Source organism: Zwartia panacis, from assembly GCF_030410395.1.
GTDB lineage: Bacteria > Pseudomonadota > Gammaproteobacteria > Burkholderiales > Burkholderiaceae_B > Zwartia > Zwartia panacis.
In genome coordinates, this window is record NZ_JAUHHF010000003.1 from 371,345 (window position 1) to 397,854 (window position 26,510).

Below are 26,510 nucleotides of genomic sequence, written 5' to 3' on the forward strand. Positions count from 1 at the left end.
ATCTTGACTTGTACGATCTTTAAGCAGCAGCCACGCTATCCATGGGCTGATTCATCATAATCGCCATCAACCGCGCAAGCTCTTCGCGAAGTTGACGCCGGTCCAGGACCATATCGATTGCCCCTTTTTGCTGCAAAAACTCCGAACGCTGAAAACCCTCGGGCAGTTTCTCACGGACCGTCTGCTCAATCACACGCGGCCCCGCAAAACCAATCAGTGCTTTGGGTTCACCAATCACGACATCGCCCATAAACGCGAAGCTAGCCGAGACACCTCCCATCGTAGGATCCGTCAGGACACTGATGAAAGGCAGTTTCGCCTCGGCCAAACGCGTCAACATGGCATTGGTTTTAGCCATCTGCATCAAAGAAAACAAACTTTCCTGCATCCGTGCACCGCCCGAAGCCGCGACACAGATGAAGGGGACTTTGTTTTTAATCGCTGCCTGAACACCTTGGACGAAACGCTCACCCACGACAGAACCCATGGAGCCGCCCATGAACTCGAATTCAAAGCATGCGAGTACGCAGGGCACGCTCCGAATGGCGCCGCTGACCACCACCAGTGCGTCGGTCTCGCCAGTTTGACGAACGGCCTCTTGAACACGCTCAGGGTATTTACGCGAGTCTTTAAATTTCAGCGGATCCATCGATCGGGTATTGGATCCAATCTCTACTCGCCCCTCAATATCGAGCAATGATTCAATGCGTGCACGCGCGCCGATCCGCATATGGTGATCACACTTGGGGCATACGTGAAGATTCGCCGCAAGATCTTCGTTGTAAAGCACGGATTCACAAGAGGGACATTTGACCCAGAGGCCTTCGGGTACGCGCTTACTCGCAGTTTCCTGCGCAGGAACTTTGTTGATACGGGGCGGGAGAAGTTTACCGAGCCAACTCATTTTGCATGCTCCGCTTGTCGGGCAACATCCATTGCCTGACGAATACCTGCCAACCAACCCGCACCCGCATCGATCGCCGCCTGAGACTGCAGGTCTTTGGGCAGGCCCGCCGAGGCTTTGGTCATGGTGTCGATCAGTTTGCTACCAATCACGACTGCATCGGCAACCAGACTGATGCTTTGTGCGCTTTTTGCATCGCTGATGCCAAAACCCACGCCCACAGGCAAAGCAACGTGCTGACGGATACCTTTGAGGCGCGTGGCAACGTCCGCTGTATCGAGGTGACCTGCACCCGTCACACCATTCAATGAGACGTAGTACACGTAACCACGGGCAATTTTGCCAACAGCTTTGATGCGGGTCTCAGTCGAAGTCGGGGCCAGAAGGAAAATAGGCGCGATGTGATGCTTGTTGAGTAAACCAACAAAATCGTCGATTTCCTCTGGGGGATAATCAACAGTCAGCAGTCCATCAACACCCACCTGCTCGGCCTGTTCTGCAAAGGCTTGATGCCCGATGTTTTCAATCGGATTGGCATAACCCATCAACACAATCGGAGTGTCCTGATCTTTCTTGCGAAACTCTGCCACCATCCCCAATACGTGTTTGAGTCCAATGCCTTGGGAGATCGCATGCTCTGCTGCACGCTGGATCACGGGGCCATCAGCCATCGGATCCGAAAAAGGGATACCGAGTTCGATCACATCGGCACCCGCTTTGACGAGTGCATGCATCAAGGGCACCGTTGTCTCAGGCAAGGGGTTGCCCGCTGCGATGTAGGGAATCAGCGCAGCGCGCTGCTGTTGCGCAGCGCGGGCAAACGCCGCGGCGATGCGATCTTTGTGTTGAGCCATATTTATCAAAAAACCTTTAAAACCTTAGAGCACGATGCCCGCACGCTGCGCGACGGTATTGATATCCTTGTCGCCTCGGCCGGACAAGTTCACCAGAATGACCTGATCCTTGGAAAGCGTTGGTGCAAGCTTGGCAGCGTAAGCCAGCGCATGTGATGTCTCGAGCGCCGGGATGATACCTTCGATCCTGCAGCAATGGTGAAAACTTGCCAATGCTTCGGTATCGGTCACGCTGACATAGGAGGCGCGCCCACTATCTTTGAGCCATGCATGCTCGGGACCGACGCCTGGATAATCCAGACCGGCCGATACAGAATGCGTCTCGGCGACCTGGCCGTTTTCATCCTGCAACACGTAAGTGCGGTTGCCATGCAATACGCCTACTCGTCCAGCGGTCAGCGACGCGGAATGTTTCCCGGTGTCGACGCCCTCGCCCGCCGCTTCTACGCCGACGAGTTTGGTGTTTTCATATGGAATATACGGATGGAATATACCCATCGCGTTTGAGCCGCCGCCCACGCAGGCCAACACGTAATCAGGCTGACGTCCAGCGTACAAAGGCATTTGTTCGATGGACTCCTGACCAATCACGGAGTGAAAATTGCGGACCATCATCGGATAGGGATGGGGACCTGCAACGGTACCAATGATGTAAAACGTATTATCGACGTTGGTCACCCAGTCGCGCATGGCCTCGTTCAAGGCGTCCTTGAGGGTCTTGGAGCCGGACTCGACGGGCACCACGGTCGCGCCAAGGAGTTTCATCCGAAACACGTTTGGCGACTGACGCTTGACGTCCTCGCTACCCATGTAAACCACGCACTCCATGCCATAACGGGCACATACGGTCGCAGTCGCAACACCGTGCTGACCAGCCCCCGTTTCAGCGATGATGCGGCGCTTACCCATGCGTCGCGCAAGCAACGCCTGTCCGAGACTGTTGTTAATCTTGTGGGCGCCCGTGTGATTGAGGTCTTCGCGCTTGAACCAGATCTGCGCACCGCCAAGCTCCTCGGACCAGCGTCGGGCATGGTAGACCGGCGTTGGACGCCCGACAAAATGCTTGAGCTCGTATTCAAACTCAGCCAGGAAATCGGGATCGTTGCGGTATTTGTCATAAGACAAACGCAACTCCTCGATGGCCTGCATGAGGGTTTCTGCTGCGAATACACCGCCGTAAGGACCAAAATGCCCTTTGGCATCGGGGAAGTCATAGGGTTTCAAGACCGGATCTCCAGATCAGACCGAGCTACACCGGCAACAATATGCCAAGTGCATCAAGCAACGGGAAGATTCGATTTTACCAGTGTCACAGGAAAAACCGCAGTAAAAGCCGCTGGCAATCCCTCAATTTGCACCTCGTCTCTTGCCGGGGTCTCAGGCGCCTGGCGAGCGTCGCTCGGCGGTCAAGACGCCGCTGACTTCGCGCAACGACGCCAAAGCGCGCTGCAACTCGCCTCCGTCGCGAATCTCCACGGTAAAAGACATATAGGCCATGGAGGCTTTGCTGTGCGTATTGACCCCGATAACGTTGAGCCGCAGCCTGGCGAACACCTCGGACAAATCCCGAAGCAAGCCGGCACGATCCTGCGCTTGAACATACAAATCAACCGGGTAGAGGGCTTGCGCCTCATGCTCGCCCCAAGTCACGTCAATCACGCGTTCAGGCTGACGAACTTTCAGCGCCAAAAAGCTCGCGCAGTCCGCACGATGAATCGATACGCCCCGGCCCCTTGTCACAAAACCTGAAATCGCATCCGGAGGCGCAGGCCGGCAGCAACGGGCTAGCTGTGTCAATAAAGAATCGACACCCACCACGAGCACACCACTCTTACCCACTCCGGCACGATCGACACGCGGCGCGTGCACCATCAGCGACTCCAGGCTGGGCTGCGCGGGTGCGGCAACTGGCTGAAACACAGCATCGATCTGACGCAAGCTGAATTCTTCCTTGGCAGCAGCTACATACAAGTCATCGGCCTGCGCAAAACCTAACTGCTGGGCGAGCTGTTCAAGATTGACGGCAGTTTTACCCAGACGCTGGAGTTCTTTTTCAACCAATGCCTGTCCCTGGTTGATGCGCTGCTGGAGCTCAATCGCGTTGAACCAGGCACGCACCTTGGCGCGGGATCGCGGGCTCGCCAGAAAGCCAAGCTGTGGGTTGAGCCAGTCGCGAGAGGGACCGCCAGACTTGGTGGTCACGATCTCGACTGTCTGACCGGTTTGTAACTGAGTCTGCAAAGGCACCATCTGACCATCGATACGCGCGCCGCGACAACGATGCCCAAGATCGGTATGCAAGTAGTAGGCAAAATCCACAGGGGTTGCGCCCAGCGGGAGCTCGACCACACGCGCCTGTGGAGACAGAACGTAAATGCGCTCCTCGGGCGGTTTTGTCATGCGCGCGGAGGCGCGCCGCTCTGTGACGGACCCGGAGTCCAGCGTGGATGCGGCCGCTGTGCCGGTACCGCCGCCTGGTCGCTTGGCAGCATCGGTATTCCAGGCAAGCAATTGACGCATCCAGGCGAGCTGTCGATCATACTGACCGGATTGCGCGGAGGGATCAGCGGCGCCCGGACGCGGTCCTTCTTTGTAACGCCAATGCGCCGCCATCCCGAATTCAGCGAATTCGTGCATGGCGCGCGTGCGAATCTGCACCTCAAAGGGTCGGCCGTTAGCATCGGCGACCACAGTGTGAAGAGAGCGATAGCCGTTAGGCTTCGGACGAGAGATGTAGTCATCAAACTCATCGGCCATCGGGACCCACAGCTCATGCACCAATCCAAGCGCGCTATAGCAATCTCGCTCTGTTTGAACAATGATGCGCATGGCACGGACATCGAACAACTCGCTGAAATCGAGATTCTTTTGGCGCATCTTGTTGTAGATGCTGTAGATGTGTTTGGGTCGACCGGTGACGTCCGCGGCGATACCCATTTTTTTGAGTGCTGATGTGAGTTGTTCAACCGTTTGTGCGATGAACTGTTCACGCTCGGTACGTTTTTCTTCGAGCAAGCCGGCGATTTCTTTGTAACGGGCAGGATCGGTGAACCGAAAAGCCAGATCCTCCATTTCCCACTTGATTTGCCAGATCCCCAGACGATTGGCTAACGGAGTGTACAAATCGAGTGTTTCACGCGCCAAAGCCGGCCGACAGGGTACCTTTGCGCTCGCGTGCCAGCGCAGTGTCTGTAGGCGAGAGGCCAGCCTGAGCAACACAATGCGCAAATCTGCCGCCATTGCCAGCAGCATCTTGCGCAACATTTCTTTTTGCATCGGCGCATCGTCCGAGCCATCGCTTGCGGCGCTCGCAATGCCACTCAGGCGCAACAGTTCGCGAGTGCCCTGCACGAGGCGACTGACTTCGGCACCGAACTGATCCTTGATCGGATCGAGCTGTCGCCCCCGGTTCAGGTCCGGTTGCAATACCTCTGAGGACGCCACCAAAAGAGCCGCAGTCCGCGTGGCAGGATCAGCCTGAATTCCGCACAAAATACTGGCCGAGCCCAGTGCATGGTCGATCAGTCTCTCACCCGAGGGTGTGCACTGATCGCCAAGCGCCTCGCTCGCCCACTGTGCCGCCCGACGCAACAAGGCCTGTTCGTCAACATTCATGTCGACGGTCAGCGCATTCAAATCCAATTGTTGTTCAGGGGACACCAAGCTTTCAAACTCAAAATATCGTCACCGCACTCAAACAGCTGCTGTCACAACGATTTCGACCTTGTAGTCGGGACCGGCGAGCCGGGCTTCGATCGTGGCGCGCGGAGGTGTGTGACCAGCGGGCACCCATGCTTCCCAGGCCTTGTTCATGCCGTCATATTCAGCGATGTTGGCCACAAAAACCTGCGCCATCAAGATGCGCGTTTTATCCGTACCCGCTTCAGCGAGCAAAGCATCGATCGCAGCCAGAACTTGAGCCGTCTGTCCCGTAACATCCTGGGTTGTGTCGTTGGCGACCTGACCTGCAAGGTAGGCCACGCCGTTGTAGACCGCCATGTCGGAGAGTCGTTTGCCTACATTGACACGTTTGATATTGCTCATTGTTTTTCCTTGATTAGAAAGTGGTGCTTCGCGCACCAGGGGTTGGATTCATTCGGCGGGAGGGAGTTCAAAGACTTGCCGCAAGTATGCAAGGTAGGCCTTGTCATCACACATTGTTTTTTCTGGCGCATCTGACACCTTGGCCACAGGTTGACCATTACAGCGCACCATTTTCATGACGATCTGCAAGGGTTCGTGCCCCAGATCATTTGTCAGATTGGTCCCGATACCGAAGGCCGTCTTGCATCTTCCTGAAAAGCGACGCGTCAGTTCGATGGCACGTGGAAATGTTAACGCATCTGAAAAAATCAATGTCTTGGTACGCGGATCCACTCGGTTAGCCTTGTAATGCGCAATCATGCGCTCGCCCCAGTCAAATGGATCGCCGGAATCGTGACGCGCGCCATCAAAGAGCTTGCAAAAATACATGTCGAAATCGCGCAAAAACGCGGCAACACCATACACATCCGACAACGCAATTCCCAGATCGCCCCGATATTCCTTGGCCCAAGTATCCAACGCAAACACCTGAGAATCACGCAAGCGCGGACCGAGTGCCTGACAAGCCTGCAAATACTCATGGGCCATCGTGCCCAAAGGCAATACGCCATGTCGCATCGCGAACCAGACATTACTCGTGCCCGCGAAATGTTTACCCATCTGGGCTTTCATTGTAATGACCACTTCCTCGTGCCACTCACGCGAAAACCGTCGTCTGGTGCCGTATTCGGCCACCCGAAAATCGTCGAGATCGGTCGCTTCAAGCACGAGCTTCATCTTGGTCTGAAGTCTTTTTCGTCCCTCTTCCCAGTCAGGGTTCGTACAAGTCCTGCGGAAATACACTTCGTTGACAATCGCCAGGACCGGGATTTCAAACAAAATCGTGTGCAACCAAGAGCCCTTGACCTGGATATCGATCTCTCCGGGCAAGGTCCCTTCCGTCACGGTGATGCACTTCTCCGGCAAATGAAAAAGACCGAGAAAATCAATGAAATCACTTTTGATAAAGCGCAGCCCCCCCAGATAGGCGAGCTCTTCCTCGTTGAACCGCAACTGGCACAGACTATGGATCTCGGCGCGAATCTCATCGAGATAGGGTCGCAAATTGACCCCCGGCGTGCGGCACTTGTAGCGGTACTCGACCTGGGCGGCAGGAAAGTGATGTAGCACCACCTGCATCATGGTGAATTTGTAAAGGTCTGTATCCAGCAGGGATTTGATGATCATGGGCTGTTTTTCGCAATTTCTTTAAACATTAGCACAGCCACCTCGCACCCTAGGGGTATCCCGAACACGCGGCGTCGCTTTGGGTAAAATATAACGATCTAATTGCATTCTGGTGAAGCACATGACGCACGTCGTGACTGAAAACTGTATTAAATGTAAGTTCACAGATTGTGTGGACGTTTGCCCGGTTGATTGTTTTCGCGAAGGACCCAACTTTCTAGTGATCGATCCTGACGAGTGCATTGACTGTGCAGTCTGTATCCCTGAATGTCCGGCCAATGCGATTTTTGCCGAAGAAGACGTGCCTCAGGACCAGATGAAGTTCATTGCGCTCAACGCCGAGCTGTCACCGACATTCAAAAGCATCAGTCGCTCGAAAAAACCTCTCGAAGACGCAGACAACTGGAATGGTGTTCCTGACAAGCTCAAACACCTTGAGCGTTGAGCGGCACCCCGCTGAACCCCCTCCTATAACCGCACATGAATGCCTCAGCCAACCCGCCAACCAATGGTCCGCGCTACACGCAACAGACCGTTTTATCCAAAACAGATTGGCTGACGGATAAGCTGTTTTCAATCACGGTCTCACGTGATCCAGCTTTTTCATTTCTGCCTGGGCAATTTGCCCGTCTGGGATTATGTGTTGGCGCACCGGACTCCACTGATCCTGAAGCGCCGCCCGCGCCCAACGAATGGCGCGCCTACTCGATGGTTTCCCGACCTGACGTCAATGCGCTCGAGTTTTATTCAGTTGTGGTACCTGATGGCAAATTTAGTCCGGCACTCGCCCGGCTCAAGCCCGGTGACGCGCTCTGGATAGACAAGACTGTTTTTGGTTTTTTGACCCTCGAGCGCTTTGTCGATGGCGAAGACCTCTGGCTGATCGCCACGGGTACGGGACTCTCCGCCTATCTGTCCATGCTGCGTGATCCGGCGACCTGGACCCGCTTTAAGCGGATTATTTTGCTGCATGGTGTCAGACACGCCAACGAGTTGGCCTACCGCCAGGAGTTATTGGCACTCGCAGATCCCTCCGATGCATCGCGCGCCCAGTTCATCTATGTCCCTGTCACCTCGCAAGAGAGTGTCAGCCCCGAGTTATCCCCATCCATCCACCCTCAGCTGACTCAACCAGCCCGCTTGACTGCCTTACTCAAGAGTGGCGAACTCGAACAGCGAACGGGCGTCGCCCTCGAGCCTGCCCGCTCCCGCATCATGCTTTGCGGTAACCCGGCTATGGTGACCGAGATGCGGGGCCTGCTGTCAGAGAGAGGATTCGCGCCCGGTCGACGCGGGGTCGCGGGTAACTTGGCTGTCGAAAACTACTGGTAAACCCTTGTTGGCGTGGTGGTTTTGCGACATTTTGCTGCAGCACAGCAAACTCCCTTCAGTTTGTCGCACTGATCCTTCCCGAACAGGTACATAATGTGTCATCTCGTGACCTTTTCTGGAATGACACATGCTCTATCATTTGCATGAAATGCACCGGGCAATCATGTCGCCCCTTGCACACTTCACTGAAGTGGGTTCCAAACTCTTCTCTCACCCAGCCAGTCCTCTCGCCTACTCCCCCATGGCGCGCCAAATGGCCGCAGGCTATGAGCTGATCCACCGCATTGGCAAAAAATACGAAAAGCCGGCCTGGGGTCTTCCGACCACGGAAGTCAACGGTAAACCTGTGTCCGTCACAGAGGAAGTCGTACTGTCCAAGCCTTTTTGCAACTTGATCTATTTTCGACGCGATATTTCCGACAAGGTGCGCAAAGCGACACCGAAAATGCTCGTCATCGCGCCGATGTCCGGTCACCATGCCACGCTATTGCGCGACACTGTTCGTGCCCTCTTGCCCGAGCATGAAATCTATGTCACTGACTGGATCGATGCGCGCATGGTGCCTCTGGCCGATGGCGCCTTTGGTCTGAACGATTACGTACGTTACGTTCAAGACTTCGTCCGTCACCTCGGTCCGGACGTGCATGTCATGTCTGTCTGTCAGCCCACGGTACCCGCACTCGCGGCGATCTCATTGATGGCGACCAACAAAGATCCTTGTTTGCCGCGCAGCATGGTCATGATGGGCGGACCGATCGATCCTCGCTGCTCCCCGACCCAGGTCAATCGCCTGGCAACGACCAAGCCTTTTGAGTGGTTCGAAGAAAAGCTCATTCACACCGTCCCGGCGCAGTATCCCGGAGCGGGTCGTCGCGTCTATCCCGGCTTTTTACAGCACGCGGGCTTTTTGTCGATGAATCCTGATCGCCACCTGAAATCACATTACGACTTCTACCTGGACTTGTTGCGTGGAGATGACGAGGATGCCGAAGCGCACCGTCGTTTCTACAACGAATACAACGCTGTGCTGGATATGTCCGCGGACTTCTACCTCGATACGATCCGCACGGTCTTTCAGGATTTTGATTTACCGAACGGAACCTGGGAAATCGATGGTCAGCTCGTTCGGCCAGCCGATATCAAATCTGTGGCGCTTTTCACGATCGAAGGCGAGCTGGATGACATTTCCGGCGAAGGTCAGACTCGCGCGGCACAAGCACTTTGCTCGGGCATCCCCGCCAAGCGCAAGCAGCATTACACGGCTCCGGAATGTGGTCACTACGGCATTTTCTCCGGACGTCGCTGGCGCACGACGATTTGCCCGCAAATAGCGGAATTTGTCCGACGGTTCTGATGCTGGCTGAACGTATCAATCGTCTGCTTCCGCAGACGCAATGCACGAAATGTGGTTTTGATGGCTGCGCGCCCTATGCGCGCGCCATCGCCGACAATCAAGCGCCGATCAATCGCTGCCCTCCCGGTGGAGAGGCGGGCATCGCGGCGTTGGCCGAGCTTCTCTCTCGTCCACGCTTGCCTCTTGACACCACTTGCGGCACACACATGCCACTTCAAGTCGCTGTCATCGACGAGCAGTTTTGCATTGGCTGCACGCTCTGCATTCAGGCCTGTCCGGTGGACGCCATCCTTGGCGCCTCGAAAGTCATGCATACCGTCATTGCCCAGGACTGCACCGGTTGCGACTTGTGCGTCGCCCCTTGTCCGGTGGACTGCATCACAATGGTCGACGTGACACCTTCCCGCGAATGGACACGCGAGGATGCTGATCAGGCTCGCGCTCGTTTCGAGCGCAGGCAACTCAGACTCAACCAGAGCCCCTCCAGCCTGAAGCAAGACGAGGCGCCACAGGCTTTACCCGACAAACAAACCGCCGTGCAGGCTGCTCTTGCGCGCGCGCGCGCCCGACGCGGCAACGCCACACCATGAACCCACACAAACGCAGGGAAATTTTTACGCGCTTGCGCGCAGCGAATCCCACACCGACAACCGAGCTTGAATACAAAAGCGATTTTCAATTACTCATCGCAGTCATGCTCTCGGCTCAATCCACAGACAAAGCTGTCAATATCGCCACGCGCAAGTTTTTCCCTCGCTACGGCACCCCCAAAGCGCTGTATGCCCTAGGGGAAGAAAAGCTGATGGAATACATCAAGACCATCGGTCTCTATAAAACCAAGGCTAAAAACGTCATTGCCACTTGCGGTATTTTGCTTGACCAACACGCCGGCAAAGTCCCACAGACTCGCGAAGCGCTCGAGGCACTACCTGGTGTGGGACGCAAAACGGCAAACGTGGTGCTCAATACCGCTTTTGGGCAACCCACGATCGCCGTGGATACCCATATCTTCAGGGTTGCCAATCGCACCAAAATCGCGCCTGGCAAAGATGTCGTCGCGGTGGAAAAGGGCCTGGAGAAATTTGTCGCCGAAGAATTCAAACTCGATGTACATCATTGGTTGATTTTGCATGGTCGCTATGTCTGCGTCGCACGCACACCCAAATGCCCGCAATGCGGAATTTCGGACCTGTGCGAGTACACACGCAAAACCAAGGGTTAATACCCTATGACAAACCCGCATTGAGTAAATGATCCGATCTGCGCCATACTTAGTTATCAAGATTAAAAACGTATAAGCAGGTGGTCGGATGCAAGACATCATTCTCGAAACCCAGGGACTCACAAAGGAATTCCGTGGTTTTGTCGCAGTCAACGACGTCTCCTTACGCGTTCAAAGAGGTCAGATTCACGCCTTGATCGGCCCGAATGGCGCCGGCAAAACGACCTGCTTCAACCTGCTCACCAAGTTTTTGACCCCCACTCGCGGAAAAATCACCTTCAACGGGCTGGACATTACACGCGACTCGCCCGCACATATCGCTCGACGCGGCATTATTCGCTCGTTTCAGATCTCTGCGGTTTTTCCTCATTTGTCTGTTCTCGAAAATGTCCGCATTGGTTTGCAGCGTGAAACCGGCCTGTCCTTTCATTTCTGGCAAAGCGATAAGCGCCTGAATACGCTTAATGAACGCGCACGCGAACTGCTCGATCAAGTCGATCTGGGCGAATTCGCCGATGAAATGACTGCCAGCCTTCCGTATGGACGCAAACGCGCACTGGAGATCGCGACGACCCTCGCCATGGAACCTGAACTCATGCTTCTGGACGAACCGACCCAGGGGATGGGCCACGAGGACGTGGATCGTGTCACGCAACTGATCAAGCGTGTCAGCCAGGGTCGGACGATCTTGATGGTGGAACACAATATGAACGTTGTCTCCTCGATCGCTGACACCATCACCGTCCTGGCACGCGGCTCTGTCCTGGCCGAAGGCAACTACGCGCACGTGTCCAAAAACCCGGCCGTCATGGAAGCCTACATGGGTACGACTGAAGGCGAACTGGAGGGGGCACACGGATGAGCACTTGCGCACTCGAAATCAAAAACCTGCACGCCTGGTATGGCGAGTCACATATCCTGCATGGCGTTGATCTCACAGTCAACAAAGGTGAAGTGGTGACGCTGCTTGGTCGCAACGGCGCGGGTCGCACCACCACGCTGAGAGCGATTCTGGGCCTGACTGGATCACGTAAGGGATCCGTGCGTATTCATGGGCACGAAGCCATCGAGATGCCCACCTTCAAGATCGCACATCTTGGCATTGGCTACTGTCCAGAAGAACGGGGCATTTTCGCGAGTTTGTCCTGCGAGGAAAACTTGCTGCTCCCGCCGCCCGTTGGCGTGCCAGGTGGCGGTATGACGCTTGCCGAAATTTACGAGATGTTTCCCAACCTTCTGGAGCGCCGTCACTCGCCCGGGACCCGTCTGTCAGGCGGAGAACAACAGATGCTGGCTGTCGCGCGTATTTTGCGAGCCGGTGCCAATTTGCTCTTGCTCGACGAAATATCCGAGGGCTTGGCGCCTGTCATTGTGCAAGCGCTTGCGCGGATGATCAAAATGCTTAAGGCAAAGGGTTACACGATTGTCATGGTCGAACAAAATTTCCGCTTTGCCGCCCCTCTGGCAGATCGCTTTTATGTCATGGAACACGGTCAAATCGTCGAGCACTTCGATGCGAGCGAACTCAAGGAAAAGCAATCCGTATTGAACGAATTGCTGGGTGTTTAAACACCCGCACAAGCTTCACAATTCTGCCCAATAGTGGTCTATACACAAATAAAATTTTTATTGCAGCGAACCCCAGGAGAACTATATGAAACTTCACACCCTAAGCGCTTCGCTGATGTTAGCGGGCCTCGGTCTTGTCGGTCACACCGCCCAGGCAAATATCTCGGACAACGTCATTCGAATCGGTTTTTTGACCGACATGGCCAGCGTCTACTCAGACATTGACGGTGCAGGCGGTATCGAAGCCGCTCGCATGGCGATTGCCGATGCTGGCGGCGAGATCAACGGTAAAAAGATTGAACTCGTTTTCGCAGACCATCAAAACAAAGCCGACGTGGCGGCCGCGCGTGCGCGTGAATGGTTCGATCAGCAAAAAATCGATATGCTGATTGGCGGCACCAACTCTGGCGTCAACCTTGCGCTGGCGGGCATCGCTGCTGAAAAGAAAAAACCATTTTTCGCGATCGGTGCAGCAGCCTCTGACCTGACAGGTTCGCAATGTACGCCTTACACCATCCATTGGGCCTATGACACAGTCGCGTTGGCGCGTGGCACAGGTTCAGCCGTGGTGAAAGCCGGTGGAAAAACCTGGTACTTCTTGACTGCTGATTACGCCTTCGGACATGCGCTTGAAAGAGACACCGCCAAAGTTGTGCGAGAGTCTGGCGGAGAGGTTAAGGGTCAAGTACGCGCGCCGCTGAATTCCTCAGATTTTTCTTCTTTCCTGCTACAGGCTCAAAGCTCCAAGGCACAGATTCTGGGTCTGGCCAACGCTGGTGGCGACACAATCAACTCGATCAAAGCCGCGAATGAGTTCGGTATTGGCAAAACCATGAAAATGGCGGGCCTGCTGATTTTCATCAACGACATCCACTCACTTGGTTTGCAAGCCACCCAAGGCATGCAATTCACAGACGGCTGGTATTGGGATCAAAACGATGAAACCCGCGCCTGGTCCAAGAAATTCGAAGCACGCGTTAAGCGCAAGCCATCCATGATTCAGGCAGGCGACTATTCAGCAGTCTCCTTCTACCTGAACGCGATCAAGGCAACAGGTAGCGATGACGGCGATACCGTCATGAAGTGGATGAAGTCCAACAAGGTCAACGACATGTTCGCCAAAAATGGCTATGTCCGCGAGGATGGCCGGATGGTTCACGACATGTTCCTGATGGAAGTCAAAAAACCAAGCGAATCCAAGGGACCTTGGGACTATTACAAGCAGATCGCAGTCCTGCCCGGTGAGGAAGTCTTCACCAAACTCTCTGAGTCCACCTGCAAACTCGTCAAGAAGTAAGCAGACCTTACCCCCGGCGACCCATCAGTCCGTCCGGGGGTCATTCTCTGATCATGAAATTGGCTTGATGAAGTAGGCAGAAGATGATCACTATTTTTGGTATTCCCTTACAAGCGTTTCTCGGCCAGCTCCTGCTCGGTCTAGTGAACGGCTCTTTTTATGCCATTTTGTCGCTTGGACTGGCTGTTATTTTCGGCTTACTCAACGTCATCAATTTCGCACATGGCGCGCTCTACATGCTGGGTGCGTTTCTGGCCTGGATGGGACTGAACTATCTTGGACTGAACTATTGGATCATGCTGATCGTCGCGCCCATTTTGGTGGGATTGTTCGGGATCCTCATTGAAAAATTTCTGCTTAAACACCTTTACAAACTCGATCATCTCTATGGCCTGTTGCTGACCTTCGGTATCACGCTCCTGATCGAAGGCTTGTTTCGCAGCTTTTATGGCGCGTCCGGACAACCTTACTCGGCCCCCGAGGCGCTACGCGGCGCTACGAACCTCGGCTTCATGATGCTTCCGAATTATCGTGGCTGGGTGGTCGTCGCCTCACTCACCGTATGTCTGATCACGTGGTTTGTGATTGAGCGCACAAAACTAGGTGCGCTGCTGCGTGCAGGCACTGAGAATCCCCGACTCGTCGAAGCTTTTGGCGTGAACGTACCACTGATGATCACGCTGACTTATGGCTTTGGCGTCGCGCTGGCAGGATTTGCCGGTGTGTTGGCCGCCCCCATTATCCAGGTTTCTCCACTGATGGGATCCAACTTGATTATTGTGGTGTTTGCCGTGGTGGTGATTGGTGGAATGGGCTCGATCCTGGGCGCCATCGTCACGGGGCTTGGTCTCGGTGTCATCGAAGGACTCACCAAGGTTTTCTGGCCCGAAGCTTCCAGTACGGTCGTCTTTATCATCATGGCCATTGTCCTGCTGATTCGCCCAGCCGGTTTGTTCGGAAAAGAAAAATGAATCGTCAGAATCTCGGATATCTTGTTGCACTGATTTTGCTGGCCATCGTGCCGCTGACTGGGGTGTATCCCGTCTTTGTCATGAAAATCATGTGTTACGCCTTGTTTGCCTGCGCGTTCAATCTCTTGCTGGGTTTCACGGGCCTGCTGTCATTTGGCCATGCCGCCTTTTTAGGGAGCGCAGCCTATGCCTCCGGACATGCGATCAAAATGTGGGGATTTCCCACAGAAGTCGGTCTCGCGTTTGGTGTTCTTGTCGCGGGCGTGCTGGGACTCGCAATGGGTGCCCTGGCGATCCGCCGAAGCGGAATCTATTTTGCGATGATTACGCTGGCTCTGTCCCAGATGGTGTATTTTTTCTTTCTCCAGGCCAAATTCACCGGTGGCGAAGATGGTTTGCAGGGCGTCCCTCGCGGTACGCTGTTTGGTCTGATTGACTTGAAAAGCGACTTCAACTTGTACTACGTCGTCATGGCCATTTTTGTCCTTGGCTATTTCATCATCTGGCGCACCGTTCACTCACCTTTTGGACAAGTACTCAAAGCGATTCGCGAAAACGAAGCGCGCGCAACCTCCCTGGGATACGACGTCGACCGCTTCAAGCTTCTGGCGTTTGTCCTATCGGCCATGCTTGCTGGACTGGCCGGTTCGACCAAGATGCTGATTTTTGTCTCGGCCACTTTGACTGATGCGACCTGGCAAATGTCTGGGCTGGTGATTCTGATGACGCTGATTGGTGGACTCGGCACGCTGGTGGGCCCAGTAATCGGCGCATTTATCGTTGTCTTGCTTGAAAACAAGGTCGGTGAACTTGGCGCGACGCTGACAAGCTGGACCGGGATCGAATGGTTTCAGCGATTGGGCGAGTCTGTCTCAATCGTCATTGGTTTGATTTTCGTGATCTGCGTGCTGGCCTTCCGACGCGGTATCGTCGGCGAAGTCAGTGCATGGCTTGAGCGACGCAAAGCGCTCAAGCAATCATGACCATTTCGTAACGTATCAAACGAGCGCGAGACGTCGCACCCGCTGTGCGACGATACTCGCGATCAGCGCCTTAAGCAGATCACCCGGGATAAACACCACAATTGCCCAGGCAGCTTTGCTCAAGCTCATGCCGGTCACGATCGAGAGCCACGGAATACCTGCCGCGTACACGACGAGCAACCCGCCGACCACGCATGCGCTCCAGTAGCGCAAGACTTGAGGGGCCATGGCTGACCACCCCTGTTGACCTGAAGTTGCCGCACCATCTTTTGGTAATCGCCCCGCGAGCCAGCCCGTCACGACAGCGCCCGGAATCATGCCTAATAAAAACCCCCCTGTCGGACCCGCGAGTACGGCCAGACCCGCGCGCCCACCCGGCAAAACCGGAATACCCACCATGGCGATCAACACATAAGTCAGCACCACCAACCCACCCCGCCAAGGTCCGAGAATCAACCCCGCGAGCATGACGCCAAAGGTCTGCAATGTCACGGGAACGGGTACCCAAGGTACAGGTACAGGTGGAATCAAACCCAGCACGATGATCATTGCTGTAAATAAAGCAATCAGCACAAGATCTTTTGTTTTCAACATCAACTTTCCAATTTAGTATCTTGCATCAAGGGCTTCCGCAATCTCTTGCGCGCGTCTGAGCGTTCGCAACAGCATCGGCACACCCATTGTAAAAGGACTCGGTTTCAACCCGCGTGCAACCTGCGCCTCACGAATTTCGCGCCATTGTAAAGACAGCTCCGGAATGAGGCGCAGCGTCAAACCAAAAACAAGCGCGACGCGCTCGCTATTGATCCACCCGCGTATGTGCAAGGGTTTGAGCAACCAGATTAAAACCTCCATCATCTGACTGATCGAAGTTGTCATCGTGACCAAGAGCGCCCCGAGCAACAATGCGCTCATGCGCAGACCGACCTCGAGCGCTGCCTCAGGGGTCTGCACAAAACCAGTAAACAAAATCAGCGCAAGCAATAACCAGCTCAGTGCGCGTAGGTGAGACCAGAGCTTTTGAATCCCGACGCCAGATTGCTGCACCAGGATGCATACCCCCAGTAAAGAGACGAGTAGAACAGGCCAGTGATGGATCCACATCAAGCCACCACCTGCCAGCATCAGAATCGCAAGCTTGAGTCCTGCGCTGAGACGATGCAACCAGCTGTTGCCGGGAAAATAAAAGGAGCCCATCAGCCGCAGTGCGTCCGGTACCAGGCGGTCGCCGCGCGAGCGGTGCCGTCAAAAGCCAGTCGACCTTCGCGCAGTACGAGCACACGCTCCATCGTATCCATTAAATCAAGATCATGGCTGACAATCAGCGCGGGCTGCGCAAGCGCCCGCAGATGCTGTTCGAAGCGATTGCGCATCGATAAATCAAGCTGCGTGGTCGGTTCATCGAACACCAAGATGTCTGGCTCCGTCGCCAACACACCCGCCAGCGCGATCAGCTGCCTTTCACCGCCTGAGAGTGTGTGGATCAAACGGTCCTGCAAATGGAGCACACCCAACTGAGCCAAAGCCTCCAGCATGCGCTGTCGCCGTACGACAGCATCCGAGATCCGGCGTTTCAGACCGAATTCGATATCCTCACTCACCATTGGAAAGACAATCTGGTTATCAGGGTTTTGAAATACAAAACCCACCTTCCTGCGTATCTTTTCCACATCATGGCGTGTATCGAGACCATCGACGCGAATTTGTCCTGTTTTTGGAAGCAACAGCCCATTGATCAGGCGAATAAAGGTACTCTTGCCTGAGCCGTTCGGACCAATAATTCCAATCCTATGCTCAGACAGACTTAAGCTCAGGTCAGCCAACGTTTGGCGGCCCTCGCGTTCGACAAAGATATTTTTAAACTCGATTAACATGGTGATCGATTATGCATGAGAACTTTTTCTAAAACTCTCACTCCAAGCAAAGTATGCAAAAAATCAATAAAACCGACGCTGAATGGAAAGCCCTGCTTTCCCCCGAAGAATATTACGTTGCCCGTCAAAAGGGGACAGAGCGGGCCTTCACAGGTCGCTATTGGGACCATCGCGAATACGGTATCTATCGTTGTGTGGGTTGCGGCACCGCGCTGTTCGCGTCCGACACAAAATTTGATGCGGGTTGTGGTTGGCCGAGTTATTTTGAGCCGATCAATCCGGAAAACGTCAAAGAAGAGACAGATTTCTCACATGGTATGGTTCGCACCGAAGTCATGTGCAATGTCTGCGACAGCCATCTAGGGCATGTCTTTCCGGATGGGCCACCGCCCACCGGTTTACGGTATTGCATCAACTCCCTATCCCTGACGTTCGAACCTCTCAAGCCATGAAAAAATTTCTGTTCGACCTTTTCCCACTGATTTTATTTTTCGTGGCTTACCGTTTTGCGGATATTTACGTCGCGACTGCTGTTGCGATCGCCGCCGCAGTCTTGCAAATCCTCTGGATCAAACTGACGGGAAAACCTATTGAGACCATGCATTGGGTCAATTTCGCCGTCATTGTGTTTTTCGGTGGTGCCACCCTCTGGCTCCAAAATGAAACTTTCATCAAATGGAAGCCGACCGTGCTGTATTGGCTCTTCGGCATGGTGCTTCTGGTCAGCAAATACATGCTGAATCGCAATCTGATGCAAAAACTGCTGGGTGAAAAGGTCTCGATGCCCGACGCCGCCTGGAATAAGCTCAACCTGAGCTGGGCACTCTTTTTTCTGGCCGCAGGCGGATTGAACCTGTTCGTTGCTTTTTCCGGTCTCTTCACTGAAAGCCAGTGGGTCAATTTCAAGGTATTTGGACTGATGGCGCTTTTGATTGTGTTTGTGATCGCACAATCCATCTGGCTTGGCAAGCATATGCAGCATGAGGAACCAAAAGATGCCCTGGCCGCCCCGGATGCCAAGGAGCACAAATCATGACCACCGCGACCAATCCGCATCTCACCCTGTTGCGTGAACGCCTGGCGCCGCTCAATGCCCTGGAAATCGACATTATCGATGAGTCGCACCTCCACGCTGGTCACTCTGGCAATCCCGGCAATGCCAGCCATTTCCGGGCCACAATCGTGGCGGAATGCTTTAACAACCGACCGATGATTGCGCAACATCGGCTGGTGTATGATCTTTTGCGCGATTTAATCCCACACCCGATTCATGCGCTTGCGCTGACCACTCGGGCGCCCTCCAAAGGAAATTCATGAAACGTATCGTTATGCTCGCCGCCGCACTTGTGCTGGTTGCTCCTCTCCATGCCCAAAACGTTGCCACCGTGAATGGCAAAGCAATTACCCAGGCGAACGTCGATCAGTTTGTCAAACTGCTGGTTGCGCGCGGCGCGACTGACTCTGCTGAAATGCGCGATCAGATCAAGCAAGAATTGATCAATCGCCAGGTGATGGTCCAGGCTGCCGAGGCCGCTGGCATCCCCAAAGATCCCACCGTTGCGATCGAGCTCGAATTGGCCCGCCAAGGCATTCTGGTTCAGGCCTTGATGGCTGATTATCTGAAAAAGAACCCCATCACTGACGAAGCCGTCAAAGCTGAGTACGAAAAACTGAAGAAAGCCGAGGCTGACAAGTTTGAGTACAACGTTCGTCACATTCTGGTCGAAGACGAAAAAACCGCCAACGAGATCCAGGACAAGCTGAAAAACAAATCTGCCAAGTTCGAAGATCTGGCCAAACAGTCCAAGGACACTGGCAGCGCCGCCAAAGGTGGCGAGCTGGGCTGGGCACCTGACACAAACTACGTCGAGCCTTTCGCCAAAGCCGTGGCTGCCACCAAAAAAGGACAGCTCGCCGACAAGCCTGTTCAGTCACAGTTCGGCTGGCACGTCATCGAAGTGATGGACATTCGTCCGGTCGAGTTCCCACCTCTGGATCAAGTTCGCAAAGAACTCGAGCAGATGATGCGTGAACAAGCGTTGGCGGCCTATCAGGCCCAGCTGCGCAGCAAAGCCAAGATTCAGTAATCCACGTTCTCGGCTAGACAGACCCGGAGGCCTCAAGCAATGCTTTGAGGCCTTCTTCATTGAGTATCTCCACACCCAGCTCTGTCGCTTTCTCAAGCTTGCTTCCTGCCTCTTCGCCTGCGACAAGATAAGTCGTTTTGCGCGAAACAGACCCACTGACCTTGCCGCCCGCAGCCACAATCCGGCTCGACGCTTCTTCGCGCGACCAGGTCGGCAAGGTGCCTGTGAGAACAAATGTCTTGCCGGCCAGTCCCGCACTCCTGGGCGCCTCGGGCGCTTGAGGCTCCACCCCTTGTTCGCGAAGGGCTCTGACCACCTCTTGATTGTGCGGTTCGGCGAAAAATCGCGCGATCGAACCCGCGACAACCGGCCCGACATCCGGGACATTTAACAAGTCATCCGGAGTGGCCCGCATCAGCGACTCCATCGAACCAAAATGCAGCGCCAAATCACGCGCTGTCGTCTCACCCACGTGACGAATACCGAGCGCGAAAATCAAACGATTCAACTGAGGACGTTTCGCCTGGGCAATCGCCTCAATCAGGTTTTCTGCGGACTTTCGACCCATGCGGTCGTACGCGGCGAGCTCATCCACACCCAGGGTATAGAGCTCCGCCAAAGAATGGATGCGTCCCCGATCCACCAATTGTTCAACAAGCTTTTCTCCCAAACCTTCAATATCCAGCGCTTTGCGACCTGCGGCATGAATCAGACTTTGCTTGCGCTGCGCAGCGCAAAACAATCCACCTGTACAACGCGCGATCGCCTCATCCTCTACCCGCTCAATAGCCGAGCCACACACGGGACATGCCGTCGGCATGACAAAGGATGTCGCAAAAATTGGGCGCTGCTCCAGCACCGGCCCCACCACCTCGGGAATGACATCACCCGCGCGACGCACAATCACAGTGTCGCCCACGCGCACGTCCTTACGCAGGATTTCAGTTTCGTTGTGCAAGGTCGCATTGGTCACCGTCACGCCCCCCACGAATACAGGAGCCAAACGCGCGACAGGCGTGATGGCCCCCGTACGACCCACCTGGACTTCAATGTCCAGCAGTGTGGTCGTGGCTTCTTGAGCGGGAAATTTGTGGGCAATCGCAAAGCGCGGTGCGCGTGCGACAAAACCCAGCACTTTCTGAGCGTTCAGATCGTTGACCTTGTACACCACGCCGTCGATGTCATAAGGAAGTTGCGCGCGACGCGCCCCGATCTCGGCATAAAACTTCAATAATTGTTCAGCTCCGCGTGCCAACACATGCTGACCTTCATTGACAGGCAAACCAAGCCGCTTTAACCAGTCCAGCATGTCGCTATGATAGGGCATTTGAAGACCACCGATATCACCCCATCCATAAGCGAAAAAAGTCAGGGGTCGCTGCGCCGTGATACGCGAATCAAGTTGCCGCAAGCTTCCCGCAGCGGCATTGCGAGGATTGACAAAGATTTTTTCTCCGCGTGCCTGCTGCGCAATATTCAGACGCGCAAAGTCGGCAAGATTCATAAACACTTCACCGCGGACCTCAAGGACTTCAGGGATTTCCTCTACGCTGCCTTGAAGCTTGAGCGGTATCGCTTTGATCGTGCGGACATTCATCGTGACATCTTCGCCAGTCTGTCCGTCACCTCGCGTCGCCGCCTGCACCAATAATCCGCGCTCATAGCGCAAACTGATCGCCAGACCATCAAGTTTGAGTTCACAAAAATAAGTGACCTCTTCATGGGGTGACAGTTTGCCTGCAGCCCGCAATGTATCGGCAACACGCTTATCAAAGGCACGGACTTCTGTGTCTTCGAATGCATTACCAAGCGACAGCATGGGAACCGTATGGGTGACACTGCCAAAAGCCGCCAGGGGCGCCGCACCCACACGCTGTGTGGGTGAATCTGACGTGATCAGTTGTGGATTCGCGGCTTCCAGCGCCTCAAGCTCGCGCATCAGCACGTCGTATTCAGAGTCGGTGACGACCGGCGCATCATGAACGTAATACGCCTGATTGTGTCTTGCGATCTCGCCGCGCAGCCAGTTCAGACGCTCGATCACCGAGTCCAGCGGATCCATGCTCAACAGCCAGCTTTAAGCAAAAACACGTCTTGCGCGAGGGCTCCCCGCCGCAAAACCTGCCTTTTCGAGTTGTGCATACAGGGTCTTGAGTTTGTCATCAATCGCCACATCGGCGCCTTGCTGCAAGGGTCGCAGCTGATCATCCACCAACTCTCCGCCGACGCGCCTGGCCAACTCAAAGCCCACCTCTGCCATTTTGCCAAAGGCCCGCGTGTCGACTGGACTACAGGGCACGTCCAGCAAAAGCGACAAACGATCGACACTCGCCATCCCGGCGTCCAAGGACTCCGCGTCCGCGCGTGACAGAGTGAAACAAACCAGGCCGTAATCGCCCAACCAGACGAGTCCACCGTTGTAGGGCACAAATCCCATACTTTGCGCGGCGCTTGTGACCTCGGAAACCGGACGCATGCTACCTAGCAGTAAAGTCAATCCGACCTGTGTATCCAAGGCCGCACAGGTATCGTCCAGACATGAGGCGGCATCCAGGACAAACTGCTGATCAGGTCCTTCGATACTGGCTTCAAGCTGATCCGCCAGCGCCTGCGCACGATTCCAGATTTGCGACCACTCAATCGCTGACAACGCGCCACTACGATTCGCAAGCAAGACTGCCAGATGCACCGAGACATATTGACCATCCGCGCGCAAACGGGCATCGAGCTGCCCTTCGGTATCCTGCGCAAAAATACGGACCGCCTTGCGACCCGCACTGCGCAAAGGTTGCAGCAGGAGTGCGAGATCTTCACCCAGCATCGGTCCCTGAAACGTAATCTCAATCACCACTTCAGTCGAAGGATCCGGACCTTGCTCATCTGCCGCCGCTTCTGGATGTTCGGCACTCAAGCTCAAGGCATCACCACCCACCGAGACACCCGTTGCTGTCGCACCGCCAAGACCTGGCTCTCGCCTGATTTCGCCTGGCGCCAGAGCATCCCCAAGCAATGGGTCTTGCTCGATCACAGGCATTTGCGCCTGCATGCGACGTCTGACGCGCCGATCTTGAAACCAGTTAAAACCCAGCAGCAATACGATGATCGCTGCGCCAATCACTATCAGATAGATTTGCAACTCACTCATGTGTTGCCTCGGTGATCATGCAGCTTCGGCAGCGAGCTGCAATGCGGATTCAATATCAACGGCCACAATACGCGATACGCCCTGTTCCTGCATTGTCACGCCAACGAGCTGGCGAGCCATTTGCATAGCGATCTTATTATGTGAAATAAACAAAAACTGCGTGTGGTCAGCCATATTACTCACGAGATTGGCGTAACGCTCGGTGTTGGCATCATCGAGCGGAGCGTCCACCTCATCAAGCAGACAGAATGGAGCCGGATTGAGCTTGAACAAGGCAAACACCAACGCGGTCGCAGTCAAGGCTTTTTCGCCACCCGAGAGCAAATGGATGGAAGTGTTGCGTTTGCCTGGTGGCTGCGCCATGACCTGTACACCGGCATCCAGGATTTCATCGCCCGTCATGATCAGGCGGGCCTCGCCCCCCCCGAACAATTTGGGAAAGAGTTCGCCGAAATGTCCATTGACCTCATTAAAAGTCGTCTGCAAGAGGTCGCGTGTTTCGCGGTCAATCTTGCGAATGGCATCCTCAAGCGTTTCGATCGCAGTTTGCAAATCCTGATATTGCGCATCAAGATAACTCTTGCGTTCGCGCGAAGCCGTGAGCTCGTCGAGCGCGGCCAGGTTAACGGAACCCAGGCTTTCAATTTTTTTAGTAATGCGTTGCACTTCGGACTGCAGCCAGGCAGGACGTTGCCATTCATCGGGCTGCTCCGCCAAAAAGGTCTGCACCGCGGCTCGATCAACCTGTCTTTCATTGAGTTGCTCAGCGAACTGCTCAGTCGCCAGGCGGGCGGCTTGTTCTTGCAGCTGAAGCTGCATGATTCGTTCACGACGGGGCTCCAGAGACCGCTCGATCGTCATACGCTCTTCGTCGGCTTCACGCAGTTGCGCCGCGAGGGTATCCATTTCAATGCGCGCGCGACCCAGTGTTTCTTCGCGTTCAGCGCGTATTTCCAGCGCTTCTTGCAGACCGGCTTCAGCCGCTGCTGCGTCCAGAGTGGAGAGCTCAGATTCTAACGAGAGCAATTCTTGCTGGGCACGCGTGGCTTGCTCGGTTGCAAGCTGCAAATTACGCTGTAATTCGGCGATTCGCGCGCGAATGCCACGCTCGGCAAACTCCGCTTCTTGAGCACCACGCTCTTGATCGCGCAAACGGTTGCGTGCGGTTTCGGCTTCTTCTGAGAGTGCCTCTCCCGCCATTTCGGCTTCTGAGTATTGTTCTTGCAGAACACCCAGTTCTGCATCGAGTTCTTCGAAGCGCGCCTCTGCTTCGAGCTTGGCCGCGGTGAGTTCTTCTTGCTGGGAAATCACCTCGGCGATATCTTGTTCAAGACGACCGGAGCGTTCACGGGTTTGTTCAACTTGCTGCTGCAGACGCGTATGCTCAAGCTGCAAATCATGCAAACGACGCGTGATCTCGGCGACACGCTGACGCGCGGGCGGCAATGCCTGGGACACCTGCTGCCAAGCGGACTCAGCTTGCGCCACGGCAGAGCGAGAGTTGTCAGCGATCAACTGATGCGCTTTGATCTCCCGCTGAAGATTTTCAATTTCCTGTTGTCGAGCAAGCAAACCGGCCTGCTCCGAGTCAGGGGCGTAAAAGCGCACGCTGTTGGCGTCCACCAGATGACCACCTTGGACCACCAACATCGCACCGAGCGGCAAGGTCGAACGTGATGCAAGTGCCTCGGTGACATCTTTGGCAATATAGACATTCCCGAGCCAGCCTTGCAACAAGGTTCGCAACTCAGGATCCGTGATACGCAGCACGGAGGACAATGGATTCAGACCTGCGGGCGCGGGCGCGACGGGTGCTGCGGGAGGCAATTGATAAAAAGCCAAACGCGCGGGTGGAGCATCACTTGCAAAGGCGCGCGCCCAGTCCAGATTGCGCACCTCCAAACCCGTCATGCGCTCGTTCAATACGGCCTCGAGCGCAGTTTCCCAACCCGGCTCAACGTGCAGTTTTTGCCAGAGGCGCGCCAGAGAGGTCAGCTCGTGCTTGGCGAGCCAAGGTTCAAGACTGCCTTTTTTCTGCACATCCTCTTGCAGTCTGACCAACGCCGTGAGACGCGCATCCAGACGCGCCAGAGCCTCGGCCTCGGACTGCGCCTGCTGCTGAGCCTGCGCACGACGCGCCTCGGCTTCAGGGAGTTTGTCTTCGAGCTCAGCCAGCGCACCTTGCGCTTCTTCGAGCGACTCTTCGGCAACAAGCTTGTCACCTGTCAGACGCTCCAGCGCCTCGACATCAGGCGCCTCGACACCTTTTAACTCTTGCTCAAGACGCTCGCGACGCATTTCAAGCGTCTGCAACTGGCGATCCGAATCGCGCTGGGTCTGTGCCACCAAGGCAAGACTTTGCTCAACACGCGCAAGGGTCGCACGCATTTCCTCGCGTTGCGCAGCTGCCTGTCGCACGCGTGCCTCAATATCTGGCAAGCCCTCTTGTGCAGCCTGAGCAAGCTCGCGCGCTTGTTCTGCACGCGCGGCGCTTGTCATCAGTTCTTCTTCACCCTCTTGAATCTGCAATACGCAGTGTTCTTTTTGGGAATCCCATTCGGTCATCTGCACCTGAAGTTGCGCACGCCGTGTTTGCACGCGATTACGCGACTCCACTACATGGCGAATTTCTGCTTCAAGGCTACTGACCTTGGCGTTGGACTCGTAAAGAAGACCCTGAGCCGCATGCACGGCATCACCCGCGGCGTAGTGAGCCTGGCGTCGTGCTTCAAGCGCAGCCTCGCTTGCGCGCAGTCCCGCCATCGAGGCCTCAAGCTCGGTCTGGGCCCGTTCAATTTCTTGCTGGGTACGCGCGCGCTCTTCGTGAGCCGCCGCTTCCTTGAGGAACCACAAGGCGTTTTGCTTGCCTTCCCCCTCAGCCTGCAAGGCCCGGTATTCGCGCGCGACTTCGGCCTGCGACTCGAGCTTTTCCAACTGAGTCGTCAGTTCTCGCAAAATATCATCCACGCGGACAAGATTTTCCCGGGTGTCAGACAGGCGATTTTCGGTTTCGCGGCGACGCTCTTTGTAACGGGACACCCCAGCGGCTTCTTCGAGGTACACCCGAAGCTCTTCGGGTTTGGCCTCGATCAGACGGTTGATCATGCCCTGACCGATGATGGCGTAACCACGCGCACCCAAACCGGTACCCAGGAAAATGTCGTTGACGTCGCGACGACGGACTTGCTGGTTATTGATGAAATAGCTACTCGTACCGTCACGTGTCAGCACGCGCCGCACGGCAATTTCGGCATAGGTTGCCCACTGCCCCACTGCCCGTCCGTCACTGTTGTCAAAGACGAGTTCGACCGAAGCCCGCGCCGAAGGCTTGCGCTGCCCGGAACCACTAAAAATCACGTCCTGCATGGACTCGCCGCGCAACTCAGACGCGCGGCTTTCGCCCATCACCCAGCGCACGGCATCGATGATGTTGGATTTGCCACAGCCGTTCGGCCCCACGACGCCCACAAGCTGGCTGGGGGTGGGAATGACGGTCGGATCGACGAAGGACTTGAATCCCGCTAGTTTGATCTGGGTTAGACGCACAATATCGGCACAATCTAGGATGTAATCCCCAAGATCATAACGCAGCCGGAGGAAAAATCGGACCTTCCTGCAACTTGCCTGGATGAGTTTGAATACAGCTC

The 26,510-nt window shown here is 55.2% G+C and carries 26 protein-coding genes; 14 read left to right on the plus strand and 12 right to left on the minus strand.

Annotation, left to right across the window (positions count from 1 at the left end; translation table 11 throughout):
* Positions 1–19 precede the first annotated feature (19 nt).
* From accD to pncB, 6 genes are all read right to left on the minus strand, one after another.
* Positions 20–904 (minus strand): acetyl-CoA carboxylase, carboxyltransferase subunit beta, encoded by an 885-nt coding sequence (gene accD, locus QWY30_RS06545; RefSeq protein ID WP_290239351.1) that lies wholly within the window; start codon positions 902–904, stop codon positions 20–22.
* On the minus strand, positions 901–1,758 hold the full coding sequence (trpA, locus tag QWY30_RS06550; RefSeq protein ID WP_290239353.1) for a tryptophan synthase subunit alpha: 858 nt from the start codon (positions 1,756–1,758) through the stop codon (positions 901–903). The genes accD and trpA overlap by 4 nt, the downstream gene beginning before the upstream one ends.
* A gap of 24 nt (positions 1,759–1,782) precedes the next feature.
* A complete protein-coding gene (gene trpB, locus QWY30_RS06555) occupies positions 1,783–2,982 on the minus strand; it encodes a tryptophan synthase subunit beta (RefSeq protein WP_290239355.1) in 1,200 nt (399 codons plus the stop codon).
* 153 nt (positions 2,983–3,135) lie between these two features.
* Complete coding sequence (locus QWY30_RS06560) at positions 3,136–5,373, minus strand: RelA/SpoT family protein (RefSeq protein ID WP_290239535.1); 2,238 nt, start codon at positions 5,371–5,373, stop codon at positions 3,136–3,138.
* A gap of 78 nt (positions 5,374–5,451) precedes the next feature.
* Positions 5,452–5,802: a RidA family protein gene (locus QWY30_RS06565; protein WP_290239357.1), complete on the minus strand. Its 351-nt coding sequence runs from the start codon at positions 5,800–5,802 to the stop codon at positions 5,452–5,454.
* Between the two features lie 48 nt (positions 5,803–5,850).
* A complete protein-coding gene (gene pncB, locus QWY30_RS06570; protein ID WP_290239360.1) occupies positions 5,851–7,029 on the minus strand; it encodes a nicotinate phosphoribosyltransferase in 1,179 nt (392 codons plus the stop codon).
* Between the two features lie 121 nt (positions 7,030–7,150).
* Between pncB and fdxA the strand changes: the two genes are divergently transcribed.
* The 10 genes from fdxA to QWY30_RS06620 all read left to right on the plus strand — a co-directional run bounded on the left by fdxA (position 7,151) and on the right by QWY30_RS06620 (position 15,757).
* Entirely contained in the window at positions 7,151–7,474 is a 324-nt protein-coding gene (fdxA, locus tag QWY30_RS06575) for a ferredoxin FdxA (RefSeq protein ID WP_290239361.1), read from the plus strand.
* Positions 7,475–7,509: 35 nt separating this feature from the next.
* Positions 7,510–8,361, plus strand: coding sequence for a ferredoxin--NADP reductase (locus QWY30_RS06580; protein WP_290239363.1), 852 nt, complete (start codon positions 7,510–7,512; stop codon positions 8,359–8,361).
* 127 nt (positions 8,362–8,488) lie between these two features.
* Positions 8,489–9,715 (plus strand): polyhydroxyalkanoate depolymerase, encoded by a 1,227-nt coding sequence (locus tag QWY30_RS06585; RefSeq protein ID WP_290239365.1) that lies wholly within the window; start codon positions 8,489–8,491, stop codon positions 9,713–9,715.
* Positions 9,715–10,305 carry an RnfABCDGE type electron transport complex subunit B gene (locus QWY30_RS06590; protein ID WP_290239538.1) on the plus strand — a complete coding sequence of 197 codons (591 nt, stop codon included), beginning with the start codon at positions 9,715–9,717 and terminating at the stop codon, positions 10,303–10,305. The genes QWY30_RS06585 and QWY30_RS06590 overlap by 1 nt, the downstream gene beginning before the upstream one ends.
* Complete coding sequence (gene nth, locus QWY30_RS06595; RefSeq protein WP_290239367.1) at positions 10,302–10,937, plus strand: endonuclease III; 636 nt, start codon at positions 10,302–10,304, stop codon at positions 10,935–10,937. The genes QWY30_RS06590 and nth overlap by 4 nt, the downstream gene beginning before the upstream one ends.
* 88 nt (positions 10,938–11,025) lie before the next feature.
* Complete coding sequence (locus QWY30_RS06600; protein ID WP_290239369.1) at positions 11,026–11,799, plus strand: ABC transporter ATP-binding protein; 774 nt, start codon at positions 11,026–11,028, stop codon at positions 11,797–11,799.
* The gene (locus QWY30_RS06605; RefSeq protein ID WP_290239371.1) at positions 11,796–12,506 is read left to right on the plus strand and encodes an ABC transporter ATP-binding protein; all 711 of its coding nucleotides are present in this window, start codon (positions 11,796–11,798) and stop codon (positions 12,504–12,506) included. Before QWY30_RS06600 ends, QWY30_RS06605 begins: the two co-directional genes overlap by 4 nt.
* A gap of 85 nt (positions 12,507–12,591) precedes the next feature.
* Positions 12,592–13,803 carry an ABC transporter substrate-binding protein gene (locus tag QWY30_RS06610; protein WP_290239373.1) on the plus strand — a complete coding sequence of 404 codons (1,212 nt, stop codon included), beginning with the start codon at positions 12,592–12,594 and terminating at the stop codon, positions 13,801–13,803.
* Positions 13,804–13,886: 83 nt separating this feature from the next.
* On the plus strand, positions 13,887–14,774 hold the full coding sequence (locus QWY30_RS06615; protein ID WP_290239375.1) for a branched-chain amino acid ABC transporter permease: 888 nt from the start codon (positions 13,887–13,889) through the stop codon (positions 14,772–14,774).
* On the plus strand, positions 14,771–15,757 hold the full coding sequence (locus tag QWY30_RS06620; RefSeq protein ID WP_290239377.1) for a branched-chain amino acid ABC transporter permease: 987 nt from the start codon (positions 14,771–14,773) through the stop codon (positions 15,755–15,757). Before QWY30_RS06615 ends, QWY30_RS06620 begins: the two co-directional genes overlap by 4 nt.
* A gap of 15 nt (positions 15,758–15,772) precedes the next feature.
* On the opposite strand, the gene QWY30_RS06625 is transcribed toward QWY30_RS06620, so the two are convergent.
* From QWY30_RS06625 to QWY30_RS06635, 3 genes are read right to left on the minus strand one after another with little or no spacing between them, the layout of a single operon-like run.
* Positions 15,773–16,348 (minus strand): biotin transporter BioY, encoded by a 576-nt coding sequence (locus QWY30_RS06625; protein ID WP_290239540.1) that lies wholly within the window; start codon positions 16,346–16,348, stop codon positions 15,773–15,775.
* 15 nt (positions 16,349–16,363) lie between these two features.
* A complete protein-coding gene (locus QWY30_RS06630) occupies positions 16,364–16,954 on the minus strand; it encodes an energy-coupling factor transporter transmembrane component T family protein (protein ID WP_290239379.1) in 591 nt (196 codons plus the stop codon).
* Positions 16,954–17,631: an energy-coupling factor ABC transporter ATP-binding protein gene (locus tag QWY30_RS06635; RefSeq protein WP_290239380.1), complete on the minus strand. Its 678-nt coding sequence runs from the start codon at positions 17,629–17,631 to the stop codon at positions 16,954–16,956. Before QWY30_RS06635 ends, QWY30_RS06630 begins: the two co-directional genes overlap by 1 nt.
* Before the next feature lie 53 nt (positions 17,632–17,684).
* Here QWY30_RS06635 and msrB point away from each other — a divergent pair, with 53 nt between their 5' ends.
* From msrB to QWY30_RS06655, 4 genes are read left to right on the plus strand one after another with little or no spacing between them, the layout of a single operon-like run.
* On the plus strand, positions 17,685–18,083 hold the full coding sequence (gene msrB / locus QWY30_RS06640; RefSeq protein ID WP_290239383.1) for a peptide-methionine (R)-S-oxide reductase MsrB: 399 nt from the start codon (positions 17,685–17,687) through the stop codon (positions 18,081–18,083).
* A complete protein-coding gene (locus QWY30_RS06645; RefSeq protein ID WP_290239385.1) occupies positions 18,080–18,667 on the plus strand; it encodes a septation protein A in 588 nt (195 codons plus the stop codon). Before msrB ends, QWY30_RS06645 begins: the two co-directional genes overlap by 4 nt.
* The gene (locus QWY30_RS06650; protein WP_290239386.1) at positions 18,664–18,948 is read left to right on the plus strand and encodes a BolA family protein; all 285 of its coding nucleotides are present in this window, start codon (positions 18,664–18,666) and stop codon (positions 18,946–18,948) included. Before QWY30_RS06645 ends, QWY30_RS06650 begins: the two co-directional genes overlap by 4 nt.
* Entirely contained in the window at positions 18,945–19,718 is a 774-nt protein-coding gene (locus QWY30_RS06655) for a peptidylprolyl isomerase (protein WP_290239388.1), read from the plus strand. The genes QWY30_RS06650 and QWY30_RS06655 overlap by 4 nt, the downstream gene beginning before the upstream one ends.
* A gap of 13 nt (positions 19,719–19,731) precedes the next feature.
* Here the strand turns inward: QWY30_RS06655 and ligA are convergent, their stop codons facing one another.
* The 3 genes from ligA to smc are packed head-to-tail and all read right to left on the minus strand — an operon-like array spanning position 19,732 to position 26,409.
* Positions 19,732–21,780: an NAD-dependent DNA ligase LigA gene (ligA, locus tag QWY30_RS06660; protein WP_290239391.1), complete on the minus strand. Its 2,049-nt coding sequence runs from the start codon at positions 21,778–21,780 to the stop codon at positions 19,732–19,734.
* A gap of 15 nt (positions 21,781–21,795) precedes the next feature.
* Entirely contained in the window at positions 21,796–22,863 is a 1,068-nt protein-coding gene (locus QWY30_RS06665) for a cell division protein ZipA C-terminal FtsZ-binding domain-containing protein (protein ID WP_290239393.1), read from the minus strand.
* Positions 22,864–22,878: 15 nt separating this feature from the next.
* Entirely contained in the window at positions 22,879–26,409 is a 3,531-nt protein-coding gene (gene smc, locus QWY30_RS06670; protein ID WP_290239395.1) for a chromosome segregation protein SMC, read from the minus strand.
* Positions 26,410–26,510 lie beyond the last annotated feature (101 nt).